The following is a 22,517-nucleotide window of genomic DNA, read 5'->3' as shown; positions in this document are numbered from 1 at the left end:
ACTATATTATAAATATCCTAAAGTATGCTTTAGGATATTTTTTTTGCTAATACTTTAACCTTAGCCTCTTTCTTAACTTGTTCTGGTTTTACCATTACTTTTTTTAAAAGATCTAAGCTTACTTTTTTTATAATTTCTGAGTCAGAGTACATTTCATGACCATAATTATCTACAACTTCTAAATCTACTCCAATAGTTTCAGACCATTTTGCAGAAGGCCTGTACAAATCTTTACTGCCAAAAAGCATTTTTACATCTACATCTACACGCTCCACTTCTTTGCGTATTCTTGTTGCAGACACTGCATATAAAGATTTCATAGGCAAACCTTTTAAGTTTGCCTTCCAAGCAATAGAACCCCCCATACTAAAAGCAAGGTAGTGAGCTGGTTTAGTTTCTTTTTTTAACAAATGAGATACAGCTGTATCAATACCTCCTTCTACAAAAGCGCTGTGTATATTTTTCTCTGTTTGTTTTAGCAAATTTACATTTGCCAATTGCTGAATATCATAATACTCAATATCATAATACTGCTGCAAGTATGCCAGGTAAGATGTTATCCACATTCCTTTTTTTGGACCCCACATATCTGACAAAACAACTAGTCTTTCTGAATTCATAATTTATAGTTTTATATACTGGTTAGGTTTATATATTGCAATATGATATTTAACCCGTAAATAAGCCAATTTATTTGTTCATTAGAAGCAATTCATCGATATAGACCCTTTTATTAGACAATCTAGGTATTTTATGTTGTCCTCCTAATTTGTTTCTATCTTTTAACCAGTCATAAAAAAGATTCTCTCTGGCACTGTGTACTTTAGGCATTGTTAGCGTAATATTATTATAACGCTTGGCTTCATAATCAGAATTTAAAGATTTTAAAGCATTATCTAACAATTCTGTAAAATGATTAACATCTTTAGGCTCCTTTCTAAATTCTATAATCCACTCGTGAGCTCCTTTTTCTTTACCTACCATAAATATTGGAGCAACTGTATAATCTTTTATCTGTGCTCCTGTTTTTTTACACACCTTTTTTAGAGATTCTTCAGCATTTTCTATAATTAACTCCTCTCCAAAAACATTTATATGGTGCTTTGTACGACCAGTAATTTTAATTCTATACGGACTAACAGAAGTAAACCTTACCGTATCTCCTATTTTGTAACGCCATAAACCAGCATTAGTTGTAATTATAATTGCATAGTTTTTATGCAACTCAACATCCCACAACGCTACCACTTTCTGGTCTTCTAAGCCATAAGAATCCATTGGTATAAATTCATAAAAAATGCCATAGTCAAGCATAAGCAATAAATCATCCGCATTGTTTCTGTCTTGTATTGCAAAAAAGCCTTCAGATGCATTGTATATTTCGTAGTAATTAAATTGCTTACGAGGCAACAGTGCTTTATACTGGTCTTTATACGGACTAAAACTTACTCCTCCATGAAAATACACTTCTAGGTTTTCCCAAATCTCAAACAAATGATTTTTACCTGTTTGCTCTAACATATTATTTAACAACACCAACATCCAAGAAGGCACACCAGCCAAACTGGTAACGTTTTCTAACTTACTTTCATTAATAATTGCATTTAACTTAGTCTCCCACTCACTCATTAAAGACACCTTGTTACTTGGCGTACTACTCAATTCTGCCCAAAAAGGCATATTATCAATTAAAATAGCAGATAAATCTCCAAAAAAACTACCGTTATCTTCATACAACTCTTTACTACCACCCAAGCGCAAACTTTTTCCTGTAAATAATTGGGAGTTTTCATTATTATTAAGGTATAAACACAACAAATCTTTACCAGACTTGTAATGACAATCTTCCAAAGCCTCTGAACTTACAGGTATAAACTTACTTTTAGCATTGGTAGTACCACTACTTTTAGCAAACCATTTTATACTTGTAGGCCAAAAAATATTTTGCTCTCCTTTTCTAGTTCGCTCTATAAAAGGCTCTACTTCTTCATAAGAAACTATTGGTAAACGCTCTGCAAATTCTTTGTAATTGGTAATAGAAGCAAAATTATATTGCCTACCAACTTCGGTATCTTTAGCAATACTAAGCAGTTTAAACATTACTTCTTCCTGAACCTCAGCTGGGTATTTTAAAAAGAGTTCTATTTGATGATACCGCTTTTTAAGCAACCAAGAAGCAATAGAATTAACAAAAGGTATTGACATTTTTAGGTATCTTTATCCTGAAAAATTTCAGTGGTTATTTTGATAAAAATAGCCTATACAACTTTAATATTCAAATACATTTTATGCAGTACCAAGGTGTTTTACAAAAAATGCAAACCGAGAACGGAAACCCTATACAATATTATTTAGTTTTTGAGAATGACTTTTTAAATGTAAATCAGATTTTAAACAAATCTGTAGAAATTTCTTTTATAAAACACCAATGTCTTAACTGTAAGTTAGACAAGCCCATATACAGACAAGGCTTTTGCAAATCGTGCTTTTTTGAGATCCCAACGGCTGGAGATTGGATTATGAGACCCGAGCTAAGCAAAGCTCATTTAGACCAAGAAGATCGTGATTTAGCTTATGAAAAAAAAGTTCAACTACAACCGCATATTGTTTATTTAGCAAACTCTAGCAATGTAAAAGTAGGTGTTACACGTAAAGCCCAAGTACCAACAAGGTGGATAGACCAAGGAGCTCATGAAGCTATAGAAATTGTAGAAGTACCAAACCGTTATTTAGCAGGCATAACCGAAGTTGCACTAAAAGAACACGTTGCAGACAAAACCAATTGGCGTAAAATGCTTACCAATACTGTAGATGACGAAAATTTAATTGAATGGCGTAACAAATTAAAACAATATATACCAAAAGAAGCTACACAGTATTTTATAGAGGACAACCAGGAAACTCATCTAGAATTTCCGGTAATGCAATATCCAGAAAAAGTAAAAAGTCTTAATCTGGATAAAACACCTGTATACAAAGGCACATTAAAAGGCATTAAAGGCCAGTACCTAATTTTTGAAGACAATACCGTTTTTAATATTAGAAGTAACGAAGGTTACTACGTAAGCTTAACTATTGCTTAGTAGTATCCTTTTCTGTTTCCTTTTTCTTTTTACCAAACAAGCCGCCTAAAATTTCTTTTACAGCTTCTTTTTGGGTTTCTTGTTTGGTACTAGTTGCTGTATCTTTTTTTACTGCAGTAGTATCTTTTTTACCTAATAAACCACCTACAACATCTTTTACTACCGACGTTTTAGCATCATCTTGAGTTAAAGAGTCTGTTTTAGATTTATTTTTGTTTAACAAATCACTAATAACACTAGTTGCTTTATCTTTTCCTTTGGCAATTAATTTTTGTTTTTCTATTTCTATTAACTGACTTGTTAAGTTTTTAACACCACTAGTTAAGTCTGTTTTCACCTCAGGACTTGTAAAATTACCACCAATATTAGCTGTAACCGGTATAGTTAAGTCTTCTAATTTTTCATCATCAATTTTTGCAATTAGCTTGGTTACATCACTACCCAAATATTTAGCAGGCACCTCTACAGTTGCATTGTATGCCAATTTACTATCAAATGTATGACTACCTGCAACATTCATTACAATATCTCCGTAATTAAGCTTAAATGGCTTTACTGCCACCTTTCCATTATCAAAAGTCAAAGCCGTTTTTAGTCCGTTTAAGTTTAATTTTTCAGGTTTTAAAAAGCTTAATTTATCACTTAAAGCAGTTACAAATTTTTCTTGTTTACCGTCTAACTCTGTCTGCATTAACTCTGCCAACACCTTACCAGAAATTGTAGCTAAATCTGGAGTAAAATCATCTTTTAAATTACCAGCTATAGAAATGTCTGAATTTAAATTACCTCTAATAATTTTTGCAACAGGAGCTAAAACCTCTAACATTTCTAAACCTTTTAGAGCCTGACTTATGTTAAACTGATTCATTCCTAAATTCATCGCAAAAGTTGCTGCATCATTTTTGGTAGAAACCTCTCCATTAAATGCCATTTTTCCGCCAAATAAAGACGTAGTCATATTAGATAACGTGGCAGTTTCATCTTTTACTTTTAATGTACCTTTTACATCTTTAAGTGTTAAATTATCATACAAAACTGTATTTGCATTGGCAGTAATTGTAGCATCTAAAAACGATGGTATTTTTAATTTTTCATCAGCTACAGTTTGTTTCTCTTCTGTTTTTTCAGTTGATTTTTCTGTTTCCTCAACCTCATCAACCATAAAATCATTTAAAGCAAATGTATTAGAATTTAAAGCAAAATCTCCTTTTACCTTTTCATCCTTAAACATAAAACCTAATAAGTTTGTAATTGTACCCTTGGCTGAAAAATCGGTCTTACCTGTTTTCCCCTGAAAATCATTTAAAGAAACAGTTTCTGGGTTAAAAGTTAAAGATGTAGTTGTAATCTCTACCGGGTTTTTAAGTTCGTTAGAGTTGTACTCAAAATCTTTTAAGTCTAAAGTACCACTTGTAGTTGTGTTTTGATATTGTTCCTTTTCTATAGAAGCCATATCAAAAGCTGTAGAAACATCTGCTTTAAGTATTCCTTTTAAATTTAAATCTGCAGGCACAGGGTAAGCTTGTGATATGTTAGCCAAGTTTATATTACCATCTAAATGCGCTTTTACCTTAGTATTACCCATTAAATCTGTAATCTGAGAATTAAGATTAAACCTATCTTGATCTATTGCAAAAGCTAATTTTTTAATATCAACAGAAGTATCTTCTACCAAACCAGTTGTATTATCTATAGCTGCATTTATAAATATATTAGTTACAGCCTTTGGTAAGTCTGGATATTTAAATGACGCATTATCAGAATTTAGCTTTACAGAAAATTTAGGAATATGTGTTTCGTCTACAATACCATCCAACTTACCTTCAACGGTAAATTTCCCGGTAGTTTTTACGTTTTCAATACTTTTAGTATACTCTTCTGGCACTAATGCCAAAAAGTTTTTAAACTCACTAGATAGCGTTTTAAAATTAATATTTACCTCTTGGTTATCTTCATTAATTTTAACAAAACCATCAAAAACCAAAGGCAACTGGTTTACTAGTGCCTCATTTTTTAAAAAAGAAAATTTACTTTCTTTTAAATCTATCCCTATTAATGCATCTAAACCAACCTTATTTCTGTTTAAGTAATTTGTTCCGCCCATACCAAAAGACACCAATGCATTTGTTTTGGTATCTAACTCAGACTTCTCCAAGGATAAATCTCCTGTACCGGAGTGCTGCAAATCTGTTAAAGCTAAAGCCATACCAGAAGTTTGGTCTACATATACAATTTTAGAGTTGGTAATTTTATAAGACTCCATTGCCAAAGTAAAGCTACTACCCTCTTCTTCTGTTTCTGAAACTACAGGCTCTGCTGTATCTTTTTTTGCAATATCATAATTAGCAATGCTATCTTTATTTACAATAATATTTAAAGCAGCACCATCTACCGCTAAACTTTTTATACCAATAGCCTCAGAAGAATCTTTAAAAAGTTCTGTTATTGCCATATCTAAAGCAATTTCTTTAGATGCAAAAAGCGTATCTCCTTTAAAAGGCGCATTATTAGTTAACACCAACTCATTAATGGTAACCTTTGCATTAGGAAAACTAGAAAACAAACTTAAGTCTGCACTAGCAAAGTCTAATGTAGCTTCTATATTATTGTTTACTTTGTCCTTTATAATTTTTTCTATTTTGCCTTGTAAAAAGAAAGGTGCAGCAATTAATAAAACTACTATTAACAATACTACAACACCTATAATTTTTAATATTTTCTTTTTCATACAGAACTATTTTTTCTTTTTTAAAATTTAGCTGAACCAAGCAAATACATTATCCTTTTTAAAGCTGTGATATAAATCTTACAATTAAAACAACTTTAAGCTTGTTTTATTATGACTCCAATGTTAATTCTTGGTTTATTTTTAAATTAAATCTTTTTCTCATTATATATACGAATAAATACAAGAAAGGGGTGTCTACAAATGCTATAATTATCTTAAAAATAAACCCGCTAATTAACAAACCTGTAAATTTATCCCAACTAATTTCTCCAAAAGAACACAAAAGCAGCAAAACAGTACAGGTATCTACAAACTGAGAGAAAAAAGTAGAAAAATTGTTACGCAACCACAAATGCTTTCCTTTTGTTATTTTTTTCCAGAAATGATACACCTGTATATCTATAAATTGCGCAAATAAATACGCCAACATAGATGCTGTAACTGCCAAAATTGTATTACCAAAAACATCCTTAAACATAGTATTGCTAACAGGAGACCAACTAGTAGCTTCTGAGGCAGATGCTAAATACACAATTAATAATGAAAAAAACGAGGCAAAAATACCAGCAACAACAATTTGGTTAGCACTTTTTTTACCGTAGATTTCAGAAATTAAATCGGTTAACAAAAAAGTAACCGGATAAGGAAGTACTCCCACAGAAATCTCAAACAAGGTTGCTCCAAAAATAGTAACATCACCAAAAGGTTGCCAAATAAAAAATTTTTGAAAAATAAGATTAGAAACCACTAAGGAAGTTATAAAAAGTGCTCCTAAGTATAAATATATTTTAAAGGCTAATTTTTTATCTGTTTTATTCATAAAAAGTGTCTGCTTTTCTAATTTACAACTAATTTGTAAAGATACTTAAGTTAAGCTTTTAATACCTTTACAAAAAAGATATTTAATTTTAAGATAGCGCCTTAAAAACTATTTTATTTACTTTGTTTTTAAATGAAGAAGAACGTTACAACTGCATACCTATCTATAGGTAGTAATTTAGGTGATAAGATAGTTAACCTACAAGATGCCATTTTTCTATTAAAGGAAAAAGCTGGTGAAATAGTAGGCATATCTAAAGTATACAAATGCCAATCATGGGGTTTTGAGTCTGCGGACTTTTTAAACGCCTGCGTGTCTATAAAAACAACTAAAGATGCGTTTGAGCTTTTAGATATTATTTTAAAGATAGAAAATGACCTAGGTAGGCAACGTACAGATGAAGCCGGATACCAAGCCAGAACCATAGATATAGACATTATATACTACGGCAAAGAGGTAATTAACACAGATAAATTAGTGGTACCACACCCAAACTTGCAATTTAGAAGTTTTGTACTACGCCCACTTGCAGATATTGGTCCGCAATTTTACCACCCAATATTAAACAAAGATTCTAGAAACCTTTTTCAGGAATGTAAAGATAAAGGAGCTATAGAGCGCACAGAAAGAAGATTATACCCTAACAGAGAAAGTTTACTAGCAAAAGCACAGTTTTTAGCCATAGAAGGTAACATTGGCGCTGGTAAAACAACATTAGCTAATAAAATTTCTGAAGATTACAATGCTAAATTAATTGTAGAGCGCTTTGCAGATAACCCATTTTTACCCAAGTTTTATGAAGACCAAACAAGGTATGCTTTTCCGTTAGAAATGTCTTTTTTAGCAGACCGTTACCAGCAATATTCAGACGATACATCTCAGCTAGACTTATTTAGGTCTTTTATGGTTAGTGATTATGACATTTTTAAATCGCTCATATTTGCAAAAGTAACCTTACACCAAGACGAATTTAAGCTATACCGTAAGTTGTTTGATTTAATGTATAAAGATGTAAAAAAGCCCGATGTTTTTGTATACTTATACCAAAACACAGAGCGCTTAATTGCCAACATTAAAAAACGTGGTCGTGAATATGAACAGGATATACAGACAGATTATCTAGAAAAAATTAACAAAGGTTATTTAGATTTCATAAAAAGTTATCCGCAGCAAAATACCTTTATTATAGATGTTAGCGACCTTGACTTTGTAGCTAATGACGCTGATTACGAGCACATTTTACACGAAATACAAGGTTACATTTTACGTAATCTTTAAAAAAAGCCGAGTATTAAATTAACAGTTATTTCACAATTTATTTGCAATATTCAAAACGTTTTCTTTAATTGCATATCTCTTAACAGAGGAACTAACTAACTCAAACTACATAATGGACCCAACTTAGTTGGGTCTTTTTTTATACCTTAAAACTAAAAAATGTTTTATTTGTCTTGTAGTTTAGACCACAAATCCCAAACCACAACACCTGCACTTACAGAAATATTTAAAGAGTGTTTTGTACCGTATTGCGGAATTTCTAAAACCACATCACTAGCTGTAACTACATCTTGTGCCACGCCCTTAACCTCATTACCAAAAATTAGTGCATACTTTTGGTTTTGAGTTATTTTAAAATCATTTAAAAAAGTAGCATTTTCTGCTTGTTCTACAGCAAGTGTTTCATAGCTATTGCTTTTTAACTGCTCTATTAAAGGCAAAGTTTCATTTACATACTCCCAAGCTACACTATCTGTAGCACCTAATGCTGTTTTTTGTATGTCTTTATGTGGCGGTTTAGCAGTAATACCGCACAAGTATATTTTTTCAATTAAAAAAGCATCAGCTGTTCTAAAAACAGAACCAATGTTGTTTAAACTTCTAATATTATCTAAAACAATAACAATAGGCGTTTTTTCTGCTTGTTTAAACTCTTCAATATTTAATCGCTCTAATTCGTTATTTTTTAACTTTCTCATTCTATTTATATCTAGTAAACTTATCCACAAATATCAACAAAGGTTTTGTAACCAAAGAGAAAAACTTAAATTCGTTTTGTAATTTTTAAGTTAATCAATAAGATTTTTCAATTTGCCTAAAACAAGTACACCAAAAAAGAAAAAGGTAACACCTTTAATGCAGCAATACAACGCTATAAAAACAAAGTATCCAGATGCTATGTTGCTTTTTCGTGTTGGAGATTTTTATGAAACCTTTGGTGATGATGCCGTTAAAGCATCAAAAATATTAGGTATTATTTGTACACACCGTAACAATGGTGGCGAAAAAACAGAATTGGCTGGTTTTCCGCATCACTCCTTAAACACCTATTTGCCTAAATTGGTAAAAGCTGGCCAACGTGTTGCCATTTGTGACCAGTTAGAAGATCCTAAACAAACTAAAAAAATTGTAAAAAGAGGCGTTACAGAATTGGTAACTCCTGGGGTGGCTTTAAATGATGATATTTTATCTGCCAAAACCAACAACTTTTTATGTGCAGTACATTTTGGAAGAAAAAAAATAGGTGTAGCATTTTTAGATATTTCTACAGGAGAATTTTTAACATCAGAAGGTACAGAAGAACAAATTGATAAACTGTTACAAAACTTTGCACCAAATGAGGTCTTAGTTTCTAAAACACATAAAAAGGATTTTTTAAAAGCTTTTGGTACCGAGTTTCATACCTTTTTTATAGAAGATTGGATTTTTCAGGAAGATTATGCACAAGAAACACTAACCAAGCATTTTAACACTGCAACTTTAAAAGGTTTTGGCGTGGCACATTTAGAGCAAGGTATTATGGCATCTGGTGCTGTTTTACATTATTTATCTGAAACGCAACACCACAAACTACAGCACATAAATACGTTACAACGTATTGCCGAGGAAGAATACATTTGGATGGATAGGTTTACTATTAAAAACCTAGAGCTATATCACTCCTACAACCCAAATGCTGTTACCCTTTTAGATGTTATAGACAAAACCATATCACCTATGGGTGGGCGTATGCTAAAACGCTGGTTGGCGTTGCCTCTAAAAAATGTAGAAAAGATAAAAAGAAGGCATCAAGTTATAGAGTACCTACAAGCCAATGATACCATTTTGCATAAACTACAACAGTCTATAAAGCAAATGGGAGACTTAGAGCGTTTAATTTCTAAGGTAGCAACGGCTAAAATATCACCCAAAGAAGTAGTACAACTAAAAAATTCTTTAGAAGCAATACTACCAGTTAAGCAACTTACTAGTAGCAGCAAAAATGACGCTGTAAAACTTATAGGCGACCAGTTACACGGTTGTGATATGCTACGCGCTAAAATTAAAGAAATGATTAGTGAAGATGCACCTGTTAATATGCTTAAAGGTGAAACTATTGCTAATGGATATTCAGCAGAGTTAGATGAGCTACGCGGATTGGCATTTTCTGGTAAAGATTATTTAAATAAGATGCTAGAAAGAGAAACCGAGCGTACCGGTATCACCTCTTTAAAAATAGCTAGCAATAATGTATTTGGTTATTATATAGAAGTACGTAATACCCACAAAGACAAAGTACCAGAAGAATGGATACGCAAGCAAACCTTAGTAAATGCAGAACGCTACATTACTGAAGAATTAAAAGAATACGAGAGTAAAATATTAGGCGCAGAAGAACGTATACAAGTTTTAGAGCAAGAGCTATTTTCTAAACTTGTTGTTTGGATGCAAGAGTACATTGCACCTGTACAACACAATGCACAGTTAATTGCGCAACTAGATTGCCTTTGTGGTTTTACACAATTGGCTACAGACAATAAATACACCGCTCCTGTAATAAACAACTCTACAGACTTAGAAATTGTAAATGGTAGACACCCTGTTATAGAAAAACAATTACCAGTTGGCGAAACTTATATTGCCAATGATGTTACTTTAAATAGAGAAGAACAACAAATAATAATGATTACAGGGCCAAATATGAGTGGTAAGTCTGCCATATTACGCCAAACAGCCTTAATTGTATTATTAGCGCAAATGGGAAGTTTTGTACCAGCAGAAGCTGCTAAAATTGGTTACGTAGACAAAATATTTACCAGAGTTGGCGCCAGTGACAATATCTCTATGGGAGAATCTACGTTTATGGTAGAGATGAACGAGACTGCATCTATCCTTAACAACTTGTCTGAACGTAGTTTGGTATTGTTAGATGAAATTGGCCGTGGTACAAGTACATATGATGGTATTTCTATTGCCTGGGCAATATCAGAATACCTACACCAACACCCAACACAAGCAAAAACATTGTTTGCCACACACTACCATGAGTTAAATGAAATGACAGCTACGTTTAGCAGAATAAAAAATTACAACGTATCTGTAAAAGAATTAAAAGACAATGTCTTGTTTTTACGCAAACTTACTCCTGGTGGTAGTGAACATAGTTTTGGTATACACGTAGCAAAAATGGCTGGTATGCCACAGCAAGTAATTTCTAAAGCAAATAAAATACTTAAAAAATTAGAAAAATCTCACTCTAGTGAAGAGCTCACAACAAAGCTAACAGATGCACAAAATGAAATGCAACTAAGCTTTTTTAATATGGATGACCCTCTGCTCTTAGAGTTAAAAGAAGAAATAATAGACTTAGATATTAACACGCTAACACCGGTTGAAGCACTAATGAAGTTAAATGAGATAAAAAGATTGCTTTCTGCACAAAAAAAAGATGAAGTGTAAAACGCTCATTTTATGTTATTTGAAAATGAAATTTAAAATTAGATAAAAAATATCAATATTTTTTTTCAAAATAGCTTTGTGGTTTAGAAAAATGTCTTAAATTTGCACCCGCATCTGATAAAGATGTACGCTCATAAAAATTGCGAAAGTAGCTCAGGGGTAGAGCATCACCTTGCCAAGGTGGAGGTCGAGGGTTCGAATCCCTTTTTTCGCTCAGAAAAAATTATACCAATTGCCTGTTAGTAATAACAGCTAATTTGCTCGAGTGGTGGAATTGGTAGACACGTTGGACTTAAAATCCAATGGACATTAGTCCGTATGGGTTCAAGTCCCATCTCGAGTACAAAGCCCTTGTTAATCTCACGATTTTCAAGGGTTTTTGCTTTTTATACCTTTTTGGTTTTCACCTATTTTAATTTACTCTAAAAATTTTAATTCGCATAACTTATAAAATAAGGTACTATTTTACCTACTTATTTTTATATTGCCATAAAATATAGCCAATTTTTATGAGTGACATTACACCACACAACCAAGAAGACAACCAAAACCAGCAACAACAAGAAACTCATCAAGCGCAACCTATTATTATTAACCAAAATAATAATAGCAACTCCAATCCAATTGGTATAGCCGGCTTTATAATCTCTATACTTGCATACCTATTATATTGTATTCCTATTGTGGGACACTTAATATGGATTTTAGGACTTATATTATCTATAATTGGACTTTTTAATCGTCCACGCGGACTTGCCATTGCCGGTGTAGTTATTTCTTTAATCTGGATTATTTTTTACGTTTTCCTTATTGCAGGATTATTGTTTTTTGATGCTACCACAACAGGTCTAGAAGGCTTATAAAAATATATTGTGACTATAAAAACCTACGCCCTACTCTTTCTTTTATTTCTTGTGAGTGCAACTGGCATTTGTCAGCAGTCACAAGAAACAGACACAACAAGCCATTTAAAATCGGGCTTTTATATTTTAAATGATTCTGTTGGCGTAAAAGTTTTTGTTCCAAGTTTTAATAAAACACAATACGTTAACACAAAAACATTAATTCCTATTACAGCAATTAAAAAGTGTTCTACTGTTGGTATAGGTGCTACATTTGGAAATACTGGAGAAAAACAGTTTGGTTTAAACCTAACCTTTACACCTAACGGAGATATTAAAATGCAAATTGCTACAGACATAGCTTTTGAAGAGCGTAAAAGCATAGGCTTGTTTATAGATAACAAAATTATTAATGGCTTTTACGTAAATAGTAAAATTAGAAACGGAAATTATTTTTTAGCTCTAAATTTACCTTTTGCCGAGATTAAGAAATTGGAAAAGAAAATTAATACAGAACTTAAAAAAAAGAAATAAAACACTAGTTTTAACAGCTATGAGAAAAACAATATTAATTATTGGTGTAGCACTTGCCCTTGTAAATGTTGTATACAGTTTTATGAGAGACGCAGAAACTGTGCTATTTTTTGGCAAGGATATAAACATATGGGTATATAGGTTAATTTGGGCATTTATGGCTGTACTTATTTTTAATGCTTACCGTAAAGAAGCTAAAAAATAAATTATTTAGTAACGGTAATACACCTAATTACTACAAATAAACATTAACGCATTACAACACCCTATATATACTTTAATTTGTACTTTTTAATTGAAGTACAAAAATGATGCGTAATAACATAAAAAATACAACCATAACCAGCAGATTTAATTTTCTGTACCTATTCTTGCTATTTTTTTTATTGTCATATTGTTTTTTCTTTATGTACTTATAATTAGCAAAGAAGAGATTATACTGTTTTTAATAGCCTTTATGGCTTTTGTGCTCTATGGTATTTATATGATTGTAAAGAGCCTCATTTTTTATAGAGTAGACTCTAAAAACATTAAAATTGGCATATTTAAAACATATACTTATAATGAAGTAAAGAGTATTGAGTTACATAGTTCTGTACCTTCTAAATTCATGTTTTTTACCATTTATGAAAAAGGACTTACCATACACCTAAAAAACAATAAAAAAATATACCTAAAAGAGGCTTACTACACTAACTTTTGGAAACTACGTTTACACTTAGACAACACCTTTGGCAATAAACAGATAAAAATAAGTAAACCTGTTACTAATAGTACTATTGCTATTACTAACAAAACCACATCAATACCATTTTATATTACACTAGTAAAAATAATTATATTAATAGCACTAACTTCCTCTATTATATTATTGCTAGACCTGTTTATTACCAACTACCTAGATCCAGGATATTTTATATTTAGTACAGGTACATTTCTTTTTTTGTTACTTTTTACAACACAAATGGGTTATATAGAAAGTTCTAAAAATTACATCATTATAAAAAACTTAATAAATCCGTTTGTAAAAAAAATAATACCTACAAATGATATAACCCACACAACTAAAGAAACAGTGGGCGGTGGCAGAAACAAAAGAACATTTATAACTATACACACCGTGTATCATAAAAAATTTAAAGTTACCATAGATTTTATAAGTCAAAAAAGAGAAAAAAATATTGTAAAACAGTTTAAAAAATTAGCCATCCCTTACAAAGATTACACCTAACAATATATTGTATGAAAATAACAAAACGACTTAAAATTCTATTTTTTGCATTTGTAATATGCAATAGTACATTAGCTCAAGAAGATTATAATTATTCTGACGAGCTACTTGCAACCACATTTAAAGCCTACCAAGCCGTAGATTTTGATATGGCAAACAGTATGTTTCCTTTTGTAAAGCAACGTTTTGTAGAACACTTAAAAGATACTACTAGTTTTGCTAACCCATATGATAGTTTATCTAAACATATAAGCATACAATACAGTCTAGATAGTGTAGTAAAAACATATACCTGGAGCCAAAGAGACTCCGGATGTTGCCACAGCTCTGTAATTTATGCACAATACAAAAACAGTAGTGGATCTATTAAATATATAAATTTAAAAGATAAAGATGATGGAGATCAAGATGTTTTTATACTTGGTGTACACCATATAAAAATTAATAACAAACCGCACTACTTGTTATTAGGCTGGGGAACCTGTTGTGGTGGCAAACATTACAGTACAGCCAAAGTATACAAAATAGAAGATGGTGAATTGCAAAAAAGCGACACTGCTTTTATAGGAGAAACCTCTATTTTTACAGAAGCAAACCGTGGGCAAGACATTAAAATAAAATACGATGAACAAAAAAAAATATTGTCTTATTTTAGTTACCCAGAAGATGAGGAAACTGGTTTTTACGGAAAAGAACAAACACATACCCAATGGAAACTAACCAATAAAGGGTTTAAAAAAGAAAAATAACCATTGCAACCACAACTACCAAAACACAAAGGAGACCTAGAAGCTATAGCAGACTTAAAAAACTATAGTTATGAGCAAGTAAAACCAATAGTGCCAGAGTTATTAACTTGGTTACAAGATTTAAACTGGCCCGTTGCAGGTCCAATAGCGCTATATTTACAGTCTATAGCAAAACATATTACAGATGATATTATTGCCATTTTAAGGGGCCAAGATGAAGTTTGGAAATACTGGCTTGTGTTAGTTTTTGGCACAAATGCCACAGCACCAATAGATCCAAAATTACTGGCTGAATTTAAACGAATTGCTACACAACCTACTAAGGCAGAAATAGCTGAAGAAACACAAGAATTGGCTTTAGAGGTGATTAAAAAAACTAAAACCTAGAAAAGTAACTACTTTACTTAATACTCCATAAATAACCCTATGACCCTAGAAGAATACAAAAAGAAATATACAGAAGAAGATGCTGTTGGTTGGGACTGTATAGATACTGTGGTAGAAAAAATATACCCAGAGCAAAATCCGCAGCATTATGCCCCACAATTACCTTATGCATTGGGTGGCACAGAGCCTATAGATGGCATTAGCGTGTACAACAGTAACTTGCAAGAACCCCACTTGCATTACATTTCTTATGGATTTTCTGAGCTGTATTACAATGAAGAATCTGTAGGAGAAGAATATAGCAAACTTGGTTTTGAACTTACTTTTAGACTAAAAAAATATAGTGATGAAGATAATGTTAATTGGGCGTGTAATTTAATTCAGAATTTAGGAAAGTACGTTTTTAGCAAAGAAAAATGGTTTGAGGAATACCATCTTATACCTGCAAACGGACCAATAAGAAGTAATTACAATACAGATATTACTGCTCTGGCCTTTGTTATAGACAAAGAATTAGGTATATTAAACACTCCACACGGTGAGGTTCAGTTTTTACAAATGGTTGGCTTAACCAACACAGAATATGAGGAACTAAAACAAAATCCTAGTACCACAAAAACTAAAGAACTACTAAAACAAAACAACCCTTTGCTTATTACAGATTTAGAACGTAAGTAAAAATTAACAACACTAACACCGCACCTACTCCAACTTTATGTAAATTAGCTTTACTGCACTACGTACTCTTAAACCAATAATAACTATGTTTAAAAAGTTGTTTACTTATTTATGTTTTACACTAGTTACCCTTGGTGGCATATCTCAAACCAAAAACAATGCAAATTTATTAGGTAGCTTTCCGTTTACTTTTACTCCTAAAAATAACATTGCCGTAGAAGCCATTTTAAATAAAAAAGATACTGTTAGCCTAATGCTACACACAGCTGCAGAATCTATCACTTTAATTGAAAAAAGCACTACCAAAGCTACTAGTGTACTATGGAACACAGAAGAAACTGTAGAAAGTTGGGGCGGAAAAAGCACATCTAGACATAGCAACAGTAACACGTTACAAATAGGAGGTTTTAATTGGAGTAATTTACCTATTTGGGAAAATAAAAACTCAGGCCCAGGAACAGATGGCAAATTTGGACCTAGTTTATTTAAAGGCAAAGCCCTACATATTAGCTTTACAAACCATAAAATTACGGTATACAAAACAATACCTACAAAAATAAAAGGCTATACAAAAGTACCTTTATACTCTAAAGACGGCTTTATGTTTTTAGGCGGTGTAAGTAGTATAGCATCAAAAAAATATGAGAATTCATTTTTAATTCATTCTGGCTACACTGGTTTCCTATTATTTGATGACAATTTTGCTAAAACCAATAAATTAGATTCGCTTTTAAAAATAACTGATACTAAAACGCTTAAAGATTCTTATGGTAATGTGCTAAAAACACAAAAGGCAATTTTACCTAAATTTAAAGTTGGTAAAACTACATTTAAAAATGTATCTATTGGCTTTTTTAAAGGCGCAATTGCTAGGCAAAGTATGAGTGTTTTAGGCACTGATTTTCTAAGGAGGTTTGATTTTTACATTAACACAAACAGAACGTTTATATACTTAAAACCAAACAAAAATTACAATATGGCTTATAATAATTAGCTATTTTAAATCTACAGAAAATTTAGAAGGACTAACCCCTGTATGCTTTTTAAAAAATCTAGAAAAACTACTTAAAGACTCAAATCCCAACTCAAACGCAAGTTCTTTAATTGTAATTTCACTTTTAACAAGTTGCCTTTTTGCTTCTGTAATTTGGCGCTGCTGTATAATTTGTTTTGCTGTTAAGTTTAATTTTTCAGTTAAAATCTGATTTAATCTTTTTTCAGTTATACCCAACTCTTTTGCATAATAATTAGCTTTAGTTTCTTTTAAAAAAGAGGTTTCCATCAACTCTAAAAAATCAAACACTCTTTTTTGCTTAAGGTCTTGTGCTATAAAATTTTCATTACCAATACGTATTAAACTTAGTAATAACACCTTTAAAAGTGTTTTCATCATTATGTATGATGCTGCTGTGTTGTACTCTTCTACCACTAAATTAATAGCGTTTTTCACCTTTGCAACTTGCTTAGGGGTTTTTAAAACTAATTGGGGTTGTTTATTAAAGAGCGTCATTACATCTAAGGCATACTCTATATCATCTTCTTCAATTAAATCTCTTTCAAAATTTAATAAAATTCCATTTTTAACTTCAAACGCTGTATCCGGAAAAAAATCGTTTAAAGGTTTAAAATATACAACAGCATTATAATCCGCAGTTAAGCAAAAATAAATTCCAAAAGAATTACCAGAAAGCATAGTTGTCTTTTTAGTTAAGCTTTTCTCTATCTTTATTTTATGTTTTAAATTGGCTACAGGCATCTATATTTAAAATTTAATTTAAATATAGGCATACTATATTTATTGGTTATGCTCTTCTATTTTTTTAAATGCATAATAAAGTACAATACCTATAACCAGAGCTAATAAAGCAGTTACAGTATACACAACAGCATAATTTGTAGATATATATTCTATAAAAGTTGATAAAAATTGGCCGCCAAAAACTCCCATTGAATACAAGCCTAAGTTTTTTCCCAAATTTTTAGGCGCACTAACCTCTATCATCATATGGTTTAAAAGTGGTATTGTAAAGCCAAAACCTGTGCCAATAAATACAGCACTTAAAATCAATAGAGGTATACTATTAAAAAAAGCTAGTGTAACATACCCTAGCATAAAAAATAAAAAACCCAAAGCTACCACTTTACCATCTCCTATTTTTTTAACTGCCCTAGGCATTTGACTTGCTGTAATAATAGCAATTACAGATATAAATGCCATAAAATAACCAGTGTAAGACTCTGTAAAACCAATAGATTTTGGCAAATAAATGGGTAAGGTTACAAAACTAACAAAGAACAATACCATAGACAGTAATGAAGCATAAAAAATAGTTTTTATAGCTAGCTTACTTTCTTTTTTCTCTTGTTTAGCCACAACTTCATCACTTTTAATTGTTTTAAACAATGTTTTTATGACCAACAACCAACACACAATTGCTAATAAATATATAAAAAACGGATACTGCCAATGCCACTGCCCAAGTATACCACCAATAGAAAGAAAAATTACACCACCTAATTCTATAGACATACCTTGCCAAGCAATAAGTTTCATTCTTTTTTCACCCGTAAAAAAATCTGCAATAAAAGAAGTTACTGACACTTGCACTGCAACTGTAGCTGCTCCTAATAAAAACCGGTCTAGCATTAAAATATAGTCGTTTGTAATATACGCCCCAGCAACTCCTAAAAGTGCATATGGCACCAACCCCAAACACAACATAGTATAAGAACCTGTTTTATGTAAAAGTTTACCCACTATTGGTGCAAATACTACTACTCCCAAAGATGGTAGTGTAATTAACCAACCTGGAGAAAAACTAAAATTTAAATTTTCTACAATTCCTGTTAAAGATGGCGCAATAACTGTACCTACCATTATTGTTAAGCTACTTACCAATAACAGTGTAAATATTCCTAAGTTTGTTATTTTTTTCATATTGCAAAATTGCAATACTAATTTGCTTTCTACTGTGCCATTTTTCTAATAGAGTATACCAAAATGGAAATAACTAAACTACGCGTAAACTCTTCTGCCTTTTGTATATTAAATATCAGATTCTATTGCAAAAAAATAACTCATATTAAAACTAAAATAGCATAGGTTAACTTTTAAAAAACAATAAAAATAACATTTAGGTTACTTTGTTTTTTTAACTTGTAAACCAATTAGGCATCCTATTTTACACCATAAAGCTTTATTAAATTATGAATAAACTGCTTGAAGAAGATTTTAATAATTTTGACCAATTATTACAAAAAGTAGCTATACAAGGCACTGCATATTTTAAAAATATTGATACAGAAAAAACTACTTTACCTGTGTTAAATACTATTTATGAAGGCTTAAATAAAGAGGGTATTGGAGGATTAAATACACTTAAGTTATTTAATAAAAAATTTAAAGACACTATTGTTGCTTCTTCTGGCCCTAGATATTTGGGCTACGTAGTTGGCGGGTCTACACCTGCTGCTGTTATTGGTGATTGGCTCACAACTATTTATGATCAAAATCCGCAAACAACCTCTGCCCAAGGAGATGTATCTGTGCAAATAGAACAAGAAACTATAAAGTTATTGTTAGATTTGTTTGCTTTACCACATAACTTTTTAGGCGGGTTTGTTTCTGGTGCTACAATGTCTAATTTTACTTGCTTGGCAGTAGCCAGGCAATGGTTTGGGAAACAAAAAGGAAAAGATTTTGCAAAAAATGGCATTTCTATACCAATAAATATACTATCTGCTGTACCTCATTCTTCTGCTATAAAATCTTTATCTATGCTTGGTATAGGCAGTACTAACGTTAGTAAAATAAAAGTTGAAGAAGGCAACAGAGAGTCTATAGATATTAATGATTTAGAGCAAAAAATTAAAGCTTTAGACAACCAACCATTTATACTTATCTCTAGTGCAGGAACCGTAAACTCTGCAGATTTTGATAATTTTGAAGCTATAAACACATTACATAAAAAATATAATTTTTGGTGGCATATAGATGGTGCGTTTGGTGCTTTTGCAGGATGCTCTCCAAAATACAAACATTTAGTTAAAGGCTGGGAAAATGCAGATAGCATAACTATAGATTGCCACAAATGGCTGAATGTACCATATGATAGTGCCGTTTTTTTTATTAAAGAAAAGCTCAACTTACTACAGCTTCAAACATTTCAAAATTCTAATGCTCCATATTTAGGAGACCCTTTAGAAAACTTTAATTATCTAAACTTTTTACCAGAAAACTCTAGAAGACTAAGAGCTTTACCTGCTTGGTTTTCTCTTGTTGCCTATGGTATAGATGGTTACAAAGATATTGTAGAAAACTCAGTTAAAATGGCACAAATGTTAGATGAGTATATTACTCAAAATAACGAGCTAATACTACTAACCCCTACACGTTTAAACAATGTTTGTTTTTCTTTAAAGGATAAAAATAAACAAGATAAAATACCTCTTTTTATAACCGAACTAAACAAAGAAGGTAAAGTGTATATGACACCAACAGTATATAGAAACACTAAAGGGGTTAGGGCTTCTTTTGTAAATTGGCGTACCAATAAAAAAGATATTACTGTAGTTATAACAGAAATTGAAAGAGCCCTTAAAACTACTTATCAACACTAAACCAACAATGTATTATTTTATATAAAATGAAATTTTCTTTTTACGTTCTCATCTTATCAATTGTAGTGCTTACTTCTTGTAAAAGCACTACAAAAACCATAATAACCAATACAAATAAAGACATTACATATTGGGGAAGAGTAAATAGTAACACTACAGATAGCACAGACTTACACTGGTCTGGTACATCTATAAAATTAAATTTTGAAGGCACTAGCATACAAGCATTATTACAAGATGAAAAAGGAGAAAATTATTATAATGTTCTTGTTGATAATGACAGCGCTAAATTATTACGATTAGATACTACAAAACGCTATTATACGCTTGCCAGCAATTTAAAAAAAGGAAAGCATACTGTAGAGCTATTCAAAAGAACAGAATGGGATAAAGGAAAAACAAGCTTTTTTGGTTTTAAACTGAATAAGCAAGGTAAAATATTACCAAAAGATGCCCCTAAAGCTAGAAAAATTGAATTTTACGGAAACTCCATTACTGCTGGTTATGCTGTAGAAGATTTTACCGGAAAAGACAGACCAGATAGTACATACACAAACAATTACCTAAGTTATGCTGCCCTAACTGCCAGACATTTTAATGCAGAATACAGAGCTATTTGTAAAAGCGGAATTGGAGTTACAGTAAGTTGGTTTCCTATAATAATGCCAGAGCTTTACAATAGACTAGACCCCAATAACCAAAACAGTGTATGGGACTTTTCTTTATACCAACCAGATGTAGTAGTTGTAAATTTATTTCAGAATGATTCTTGGATAGTGAATATGCCAAAAAATGAAGAGTTTAAACACCGGTTTGGGTACAAAAAACCAGAAGATGACTTTTTTATTACTGCTTATCAAAACTTTATTACTAGCTTAAGAAAAGAATACCCTAAAGCTAAAATTATATGCGCTCTTGGAGCTATGGATGCCACAAAAGAAAACTCTAAATGGATGAATTTTATTAGCAAAGCAGCAGCTAAAATAGCAGATAAAAATGTTTACACACATTTTATGCCCTATAAAAACACTCCTGGACACCCAAGTATAAATGAGCAAAAAGAAATGGCCAAAAGTCTTATTGCTTTTATTGATAAAAACATAAACTGGTAAGTATTTTTTTTATTTTACAATTACATTTCTGCAATGTAAAATTTAAACGTGCTAATTTAAAAACAAACAAAGCTGTAAGTTTTTTCTACAGATTTAACATCATATACATTACAACTCTCCCTTAAATTTATATTTTAGCAGATCCTAAATAATCTACCAAAAATATGAAAACCAAAACCTATAATGTAATTGTTATTCTTATATGCTCACTTTTTATAATGAGCTGCAACAATAACAAACCAAAATGGAAACAACTTTTTAATGGTAAAGACCTTAAAGGTTGGCAAGTAAAAATAAGAAACCATCCGTTAAATGATAATTACGCCAATACTTTTAGCGTAAAAGATGGCAACATACAAGTGCGTTATAACAACTACGGAGATTTTAATCAGCAATACGGACACCTATTTTACAAAAAGCCTTACAGCGCATACTTAATTGGTGTAGAGTACAGGTTTGTAGGAGAGCAAGCCAAAGGTGGTGAAGGTTGGGCTACTAGAAATAGTGGTATTATGATTCACGGACAGTCTCCTAATACAATGACGGTAGAGCAAGATTTTCCTAACTCTATAGAAGTACAACTTTTAGGAGGCAACGGAAAAGATGACCGCCCTACTGCTAATATTTGCACACCTGGTACACAGTATGTGTTTAATGATGAGATAATACAAGAACATTGTGCAAAATCTACATCTAAAACATACCACGGAGACCAATGGGTACGTGTTGAAGCTTTGGTTTTAAAAGATTCTTTAATAGTACATTATGTAAATGGTGAAGAAGTACTGCGTTATACAAAACCTCAACTAGACCCTGTAAACGGAGCCAAAGAAGGAAAACCATTAACTAGTGGTAGCATCTCTTTACAAAGTGAGAGTCATCCTGTAGATTTTAGAAAAGTAGAAATAGTAAACCTAGAAAAATACATCACAGATAAAGCTAAGCTTACAGAAGTAATTAACGAACTACTTACCAAAAAGTAAAAAATTAAAAGCCTTTAGTAAAATCTAAAGGCTT

21 protein-coding genes and 2 tRNA genes are annotated in these 22,517 nt (G+C 31.6%); 16 read left to right on the top strand and 7 right to left on the bottom strand.

From position 1 onward, the window contains the following. Positions 1 to 29: 29 nt before the first annotated feature. Both CELLY_RS09725 and CELLY_RS09720 read right to left on the bottom strand, forming a co-directional pair. Positions 30 to 620 carry an alpha/beta fold hydrolase gene (locus CELLY_RS09725; RefSeq protein WP_013621503.1) on the bottom strand — a complete coding sequence of 197 codons (591 nt, stop codon included), beginning with the start codon at positions 618 to 620 and terminating at the stop codon, positions 30 to 32. 70 nt (positions 621 to 690) lie between these two features. Beyond that, entirely contained in the window at positions 691 to 2,205 is a 1,515-nt protein-coding gene (locus tag CELLY_RS09720; RefSeq protein WP_013621502.1) for a GH3 auxin-responsive promoter family protein, read from the bottom strand. Positions 2,206 to 2,288: 83 nt separating this feature from the next. Between CELLY_RS09720 and CELLY_RS09715 the strand changes: the two genes are divergently transcribed. Beyond that, positions 2,289 to 3,083, top strand: coding sequence for a DUF2797 domain-containing protein (locus CELLY_RS09715; protein WP_013621501.1), 795 nt, complete (start codon positions 2,289 to 2,291; stop codon positions 3,081 to 3,083). On the opposite strand, the gene CELLY_RS09710 is transcribed toward CELLY_RS09715, so the two are convergent. Further along, entirely contained in the window at positions 3,073 to 5,811 is a 2,739-nt protein-coding gene (locus CELLY_RS09710) for an AsmA family protein (protein WP_013621500.1), read from the bottom strand. The two genes, CELLY_RS09715 and CELLY_RS09710, sit on opposite strands and share 11 nt — an antisense overlap. A 109-nt stretch (positions 5,812 to 5,920) precedes the next feature. Beyond that, positions 5,921 to 6,631, bottom strand: coding sequence for a queuosine precursor transporter (locus tag CELLY_RS09705; protein WP_013621499.1), 711 nt, complete (start codon positions 6,629 to 6,631; stop codon positions 5,921 to 5,923). 132 nt (positions 6,632 to 6,763) lie between these two features. On the opposite strand from CELLY_RS09705, the gene folK reads away from it, so the two are divergent. After that, on the top strand, positions 6,764 to 7,909 hold the full coding sequence (gene folK / locus CELLY_RS09700; RefSeq protein WP_013621498.1) for a 2-amino-4-hydroxy-6-hydroxymethyldihydropteridine diphosphokinase: 1,146 nt from the start codon (positions 6,764 to 6,766) through the stop codon (positions 7,907 to 7,909). 164 nt (positions 7,910 to 8,073) lie between these two features. On the opposite strand, the gene CELLY_RS09695 is transcribed toward folK, so the two are convergent. Further along, entirely contained in the window at positions 8,074 to 8,607 is a 534-nt protein-coding gene (locus CELLY_RS09695; protein WP_013621497.1) for an RNA methyltransferase, read from the bottom strand. Positions 8,608 to 8,764: 157 nt separating this feature from the next. Between CELLY_RS09695 and mutS the strand changes: the two genes are divergently transcribed. The 11 genes from mutS to CELLY_RS09640 all read left to right on the top strand — a co-directional run bounded on the left by mutS (position 8,765) and on the right by CELLY_RS09640 (position 16,762). Next, positions 8,765 to 11,347: a DNA mismatch repair protein MutS gene (gene mutS, locus CELLY_RS09690; protein ID WP_042257400.1), complete on the top strand. Its 2,583-nt coding sequence runs from the start codon at positions 8,765 to 8,767 to the stop codon at positions 11,345 to 11,347. A gap of 142 nt (positions 11,348 to 11,489) precedes the next feature. Continuing rightward, positions 11,490 to 11,561 (top strand) — tRNA-Gly (locus CELLY_RS09685). 45 nt (positions 11,562 to 11,606) lie between these two features. Next, positions 11,607 to 11,690: transfer RNA gene (locus tag CELLY_RS09680), tRNA-Leu, on the top strand. Positions 11,691 to 11,856: 166 nt separating this feature from the next. Continuing rightward, positions 11,857 to 12,210: a hypothetical protein gene (locus CELLY_RS09675; protein ID WP_013621495.1), complete on the top strand. Its 354-nt coding sequence runs from the start codon at positions 11,857 to 11,859 to the stop codon at positions 12,208 to 12,210. A gap of 9 nt (positions 12,211 to 12,219) precedes the next feature. Then, a complete protein-coding gene (locus CELLY_RS09670; RefSeq protein WP_013621494.1) occupies positions 12,220 to 12,723 on the top strand; it encodes a hypothetical protein in 504 nt (167 codons plus the stop codon). Positions 12,724 to 12,742: 19 nt separating this feature from the next. After that, positions 12,743 to 12,928, top strand: coding sequence for a hypothetical protein (locus tag CELLY_RS09665; protein ID WP_013621493.1), 186 nt, complete (start codon positions 12,743 to 12,745; stop codon positions 12,926 to 12,928). 252 nt (positions 12,929 to 13,180) lie between these two features. Continuing rightward, positions 13,181 to 13,954: a hypothetical protein gene (locus CELLY_RS09660; protein WP_013621492.1), complete on the top strand. Its 774-nt coding sequence runs from the start codon at positions 13,181 to 13,183 to the stop codon at positions 13,952 to 13,954. A gap of 11 nt (positions 13,955 to 13,965) precedes the next feature. Further along, on the top strand, positions 13,966 to 14,703 hold the full coding sequence (locus tag CELLY_RS09655; RefSeq protein ID WP_013621491.1) for a hypothetical protein: 738 nt from the start codon (positions 13,966 to 13,968) through the stop codon (positions 14,701 to 14,703). A gap of 3 nt (positions 14,704 to 14,706) precedes the next feature. Next, positions 14,707 to 15,090, top strand: coding sequence for a DUF5071 domain-containing protein (locus CELLY_RS09650; RefSeq protein WP_013621490.1), 384 nt, complete (start codon positions 14,707 to 14,709; stop codon positions 15,088 to 15,090). 39 nt (positions 15,091 to 15,129) lie between these two features. Next, positions 15,130 to 15,768, top strand: a complete 639-nt coding sequence (locus CELLY_RS09645) for a suppressor of fused domain protein (RefSeq protein WP_013621489.1) — start codon at positions 15,130 to 15,132, stop codon at positions 15,766 to 15,768. An 85-nt stretch (positions 15,769 to 15,853) separates the two neighbouring features. After that, positions 15,854 to 16,762: a hypothetical protein gene (locus CELLY_RS09640; protein WP_013621488.1), complete on the top strand. Its 909-nt coding sequence runs from the start codon at positions 15,854 to 15,856 to the stop codon at positions 16,760 to 16,762. Here the strand turns inward: CELLY_RS09640 and CELLY_RS09635 are convergent, their stop codons facing one another. Further along, complete coding sequence (locus CELLY_RS09635) at positions 16,763 to 17,524, bottom strand: helix-turn-helix domain-containing protein (protein WP_013621487.1); 762 nt, start codon at positions 17,522 to 17,524, stop codon at positions 16,763 to 16,765. 39 nt (positions 17,525 to 17,563) lie between these two features. Beyond that, positions 17,564 to 18,706, bottom strand: a complete 1,143-nt coding sequence (locus CELLY_RS09630) for an MFS transporter (protein WP_013621486.1) — start codon at positions 18,704 to 18,706, stop codon at positions 17,564 to 17,566. A gap of 269 nt (positions 18,707 to 18,975) precedes the next feature. Between CELLY_RS09630 and CELLY_RS09625 the strand changes: the two genes are divergently transcribed. The 3 genes from CELLY_RS09625 to CELLY_RS09615 all read left to right on the top strand — a co-directional run bounded on the left by CELLY_RS09625 (position 18,976) and on the right by CELLY_RS09615 (position 22,483). Beyond that, on the top strand, positions 18,976 to 20,388 hold the full coding sequence (locus CELLY_RS09625) for a pyridoxal phosphate-dependent decarboxylase family protein (protein ID WP_013621485.1): 1,413 nt from the start codon (positions 18,976 to 18,978) through the stop codon (positions 20,386 to 20,388). A gap of 26 nt (positions 20,389 to 20,414) precedes the next feature. After that, complete coding sequence (locus CELLY_RS09620; RefSeq protein ID WP_013621484.1) at positions 20,415 to 21,500, top strand: SGNH/GDSL hydrolase family protein; 1,086 nt, start codon at positions 20,415 to 20,417, stop codon at positions 21,498 to 21,500. 164 nt (positions 21,501 to 21,664) lie between these two features. Next, a complete protein-coding gene (locus CELLY_RS09615) occupies positions 21,665 to 22,483 on the top strand; it encodes a 3-keto-disaccharide hydrolase (protein WP_013621483.1) in 819 nt (272 codons plus the stop codon). The last annotated feature ends 34 nt before the right edge of the window (positions 22,484 to 22,517 follow it).

This window comes from Cellulophaga lytica DSM 7489 (genome assembly GCF_000190595.1).
GTDB lineage: Bacteria > Bacteroidota > Bacteroidia > Flavobacteriales > Flavobacteriaceae > Cellulophaga > Cellulophaga lytica.
Note: the sequence above shows the minus strand (reverse complement) of the source record. Positions and strands in the feature narration are given on the sequence as shown.

Excerpts from the sequence above, each read along its gene's own strand:
- CELLY_RS09725 (WP_013621503.1), bottom strand. The coding sequence starts at position 620 with ATGAATTCAGAAAGACTAGTTGTTTTGTCAGATATGTGGGGTCCAAAA.
- CELLY_RS09720 (WP_013621502.1), bottom strand. The coding sequence starts at position 2,205 with ATGTCAATACCTTTTGTTAATTCTATTGCTTCTTGGTTGCTTAAAAAG.
- CELLY_RS09715 (WP_013621501.1), top strand. The coding sequence starts at position 2,289 with ATGCAGTACCAAGGTGTTTTACAAAAAATGCAAACCGAGAACGGAAAC.
- CELLY_RS09710 (WP_013621500.1), bottom strand. The coding sequence starts at position 5,811 with ATGAAAAAGAAAATATTAAAAATTATAGGTGTTGTAGTATTGTTAATA.
- CELLY_RS09705 (WP_013621499.1), bottom strand. The coding sequence starts at position 6,631 with ATGAATAAAACAGATAAAAAATTAGCCTTTAAAATATATTTATACTTA.
- folK (WP_013621498.1), top strand. The coding sequence starts at position 6,764 with ATGAAGAAGAACGTTACAACTGCATACCTATCTATAGGTAGTAATTTA.
- CELLY_RS09695 (WP_013621497.1), bottom strand. The coding sequence starts at position 8,607 with ATGAGAAAGTTAAAAAATAACGAATTAGAGCGATTAAATATTGAAGAG.
- mutS (WP_042257400.1), top strand. The coding sequence starts at position 8,765 with ATGCAGCAATACAACGCTATAAAAACAAAGTATCCAGATGCTATGTTG.
- CELLY_RS09675 (WP_013621495.1), top strand. The coding sequence starts at position 11,857 with ATGAGTGACATTACACCACACAACCAAGAAGACAACCAAAACCAGCAA.
- CELLY_RS09665 (WP_013621493.1), top strand. The coding sequence starts at position 12,743 with ATGAGAAAAACAATATTAATTATTGGTGTAGCACTTGCCCTTGTAAAT.
- CELLY_RS09660 (WP_013621492.1), top strand. The coding sequence starts at position 13,181 with ATGGCTTTTGTGCTCTATGGTATTTATATGATTGTAAAGAGCCTCATT.
- CELLY_RS09655 (WP_013621491.1), top strand. The coding sequence starts at position 13,966 with ATGAAAATAACAAAACGACTTAAAATTCTATTTTTTGCATTTGTAATA.
- CELLY_RS09645 (WP_013621489.1), top strand. The coding sequence starts at position 15,130 with ATGACCCTAGAAGAATACAAAAAGAAATATACAGAAGAAGATGCTGTT.
- CELLY_RS09640 (WP_013621488.1), top strand. The coding sequence starts at position 15,854 with ATGTTTAAAAAGTTGTTTACTTATTTATGTTTTACACTAGTTACCCTT.
- CELLY_RS09635 (WP_013621487.1), bottom strand. The coding sequence starts at position 17,524 with ATGCCTGTAGCCAATTTAAAACATAAAATAAAGATAGAGAAAAGCTTA.
- CELLY_RS09630 (WP_013621486.1), bottom strand. The coding sequence starts at position 18,706 with ATGAAAAAAATAACAAACTTAGGAATATTTACACTGTTATTGGTAAGT.
- CELLY_RS09625 (WP_013621485.1), top strand. The coding sequence starts at position 18,976 with ATGAATAAACTGCTTGAAGAAGATTTTAATAATTTTGACCAATTATTA.
- CELLY_RS09620 (WP_013621484.1), top strand. The coding sequence starts at position 20,415 with ATGAAATTTTCTTTTTACGTTCTCATCTTATCAATTGTAGTGCTTACT.
- CELLY_RS09615 (WP_013621483.1), top strand. The coding sequence starts at position 21,665 with ATGAAAACCAAAACCTATAATGTAATTGTTATTCTTATATGCTCACTT.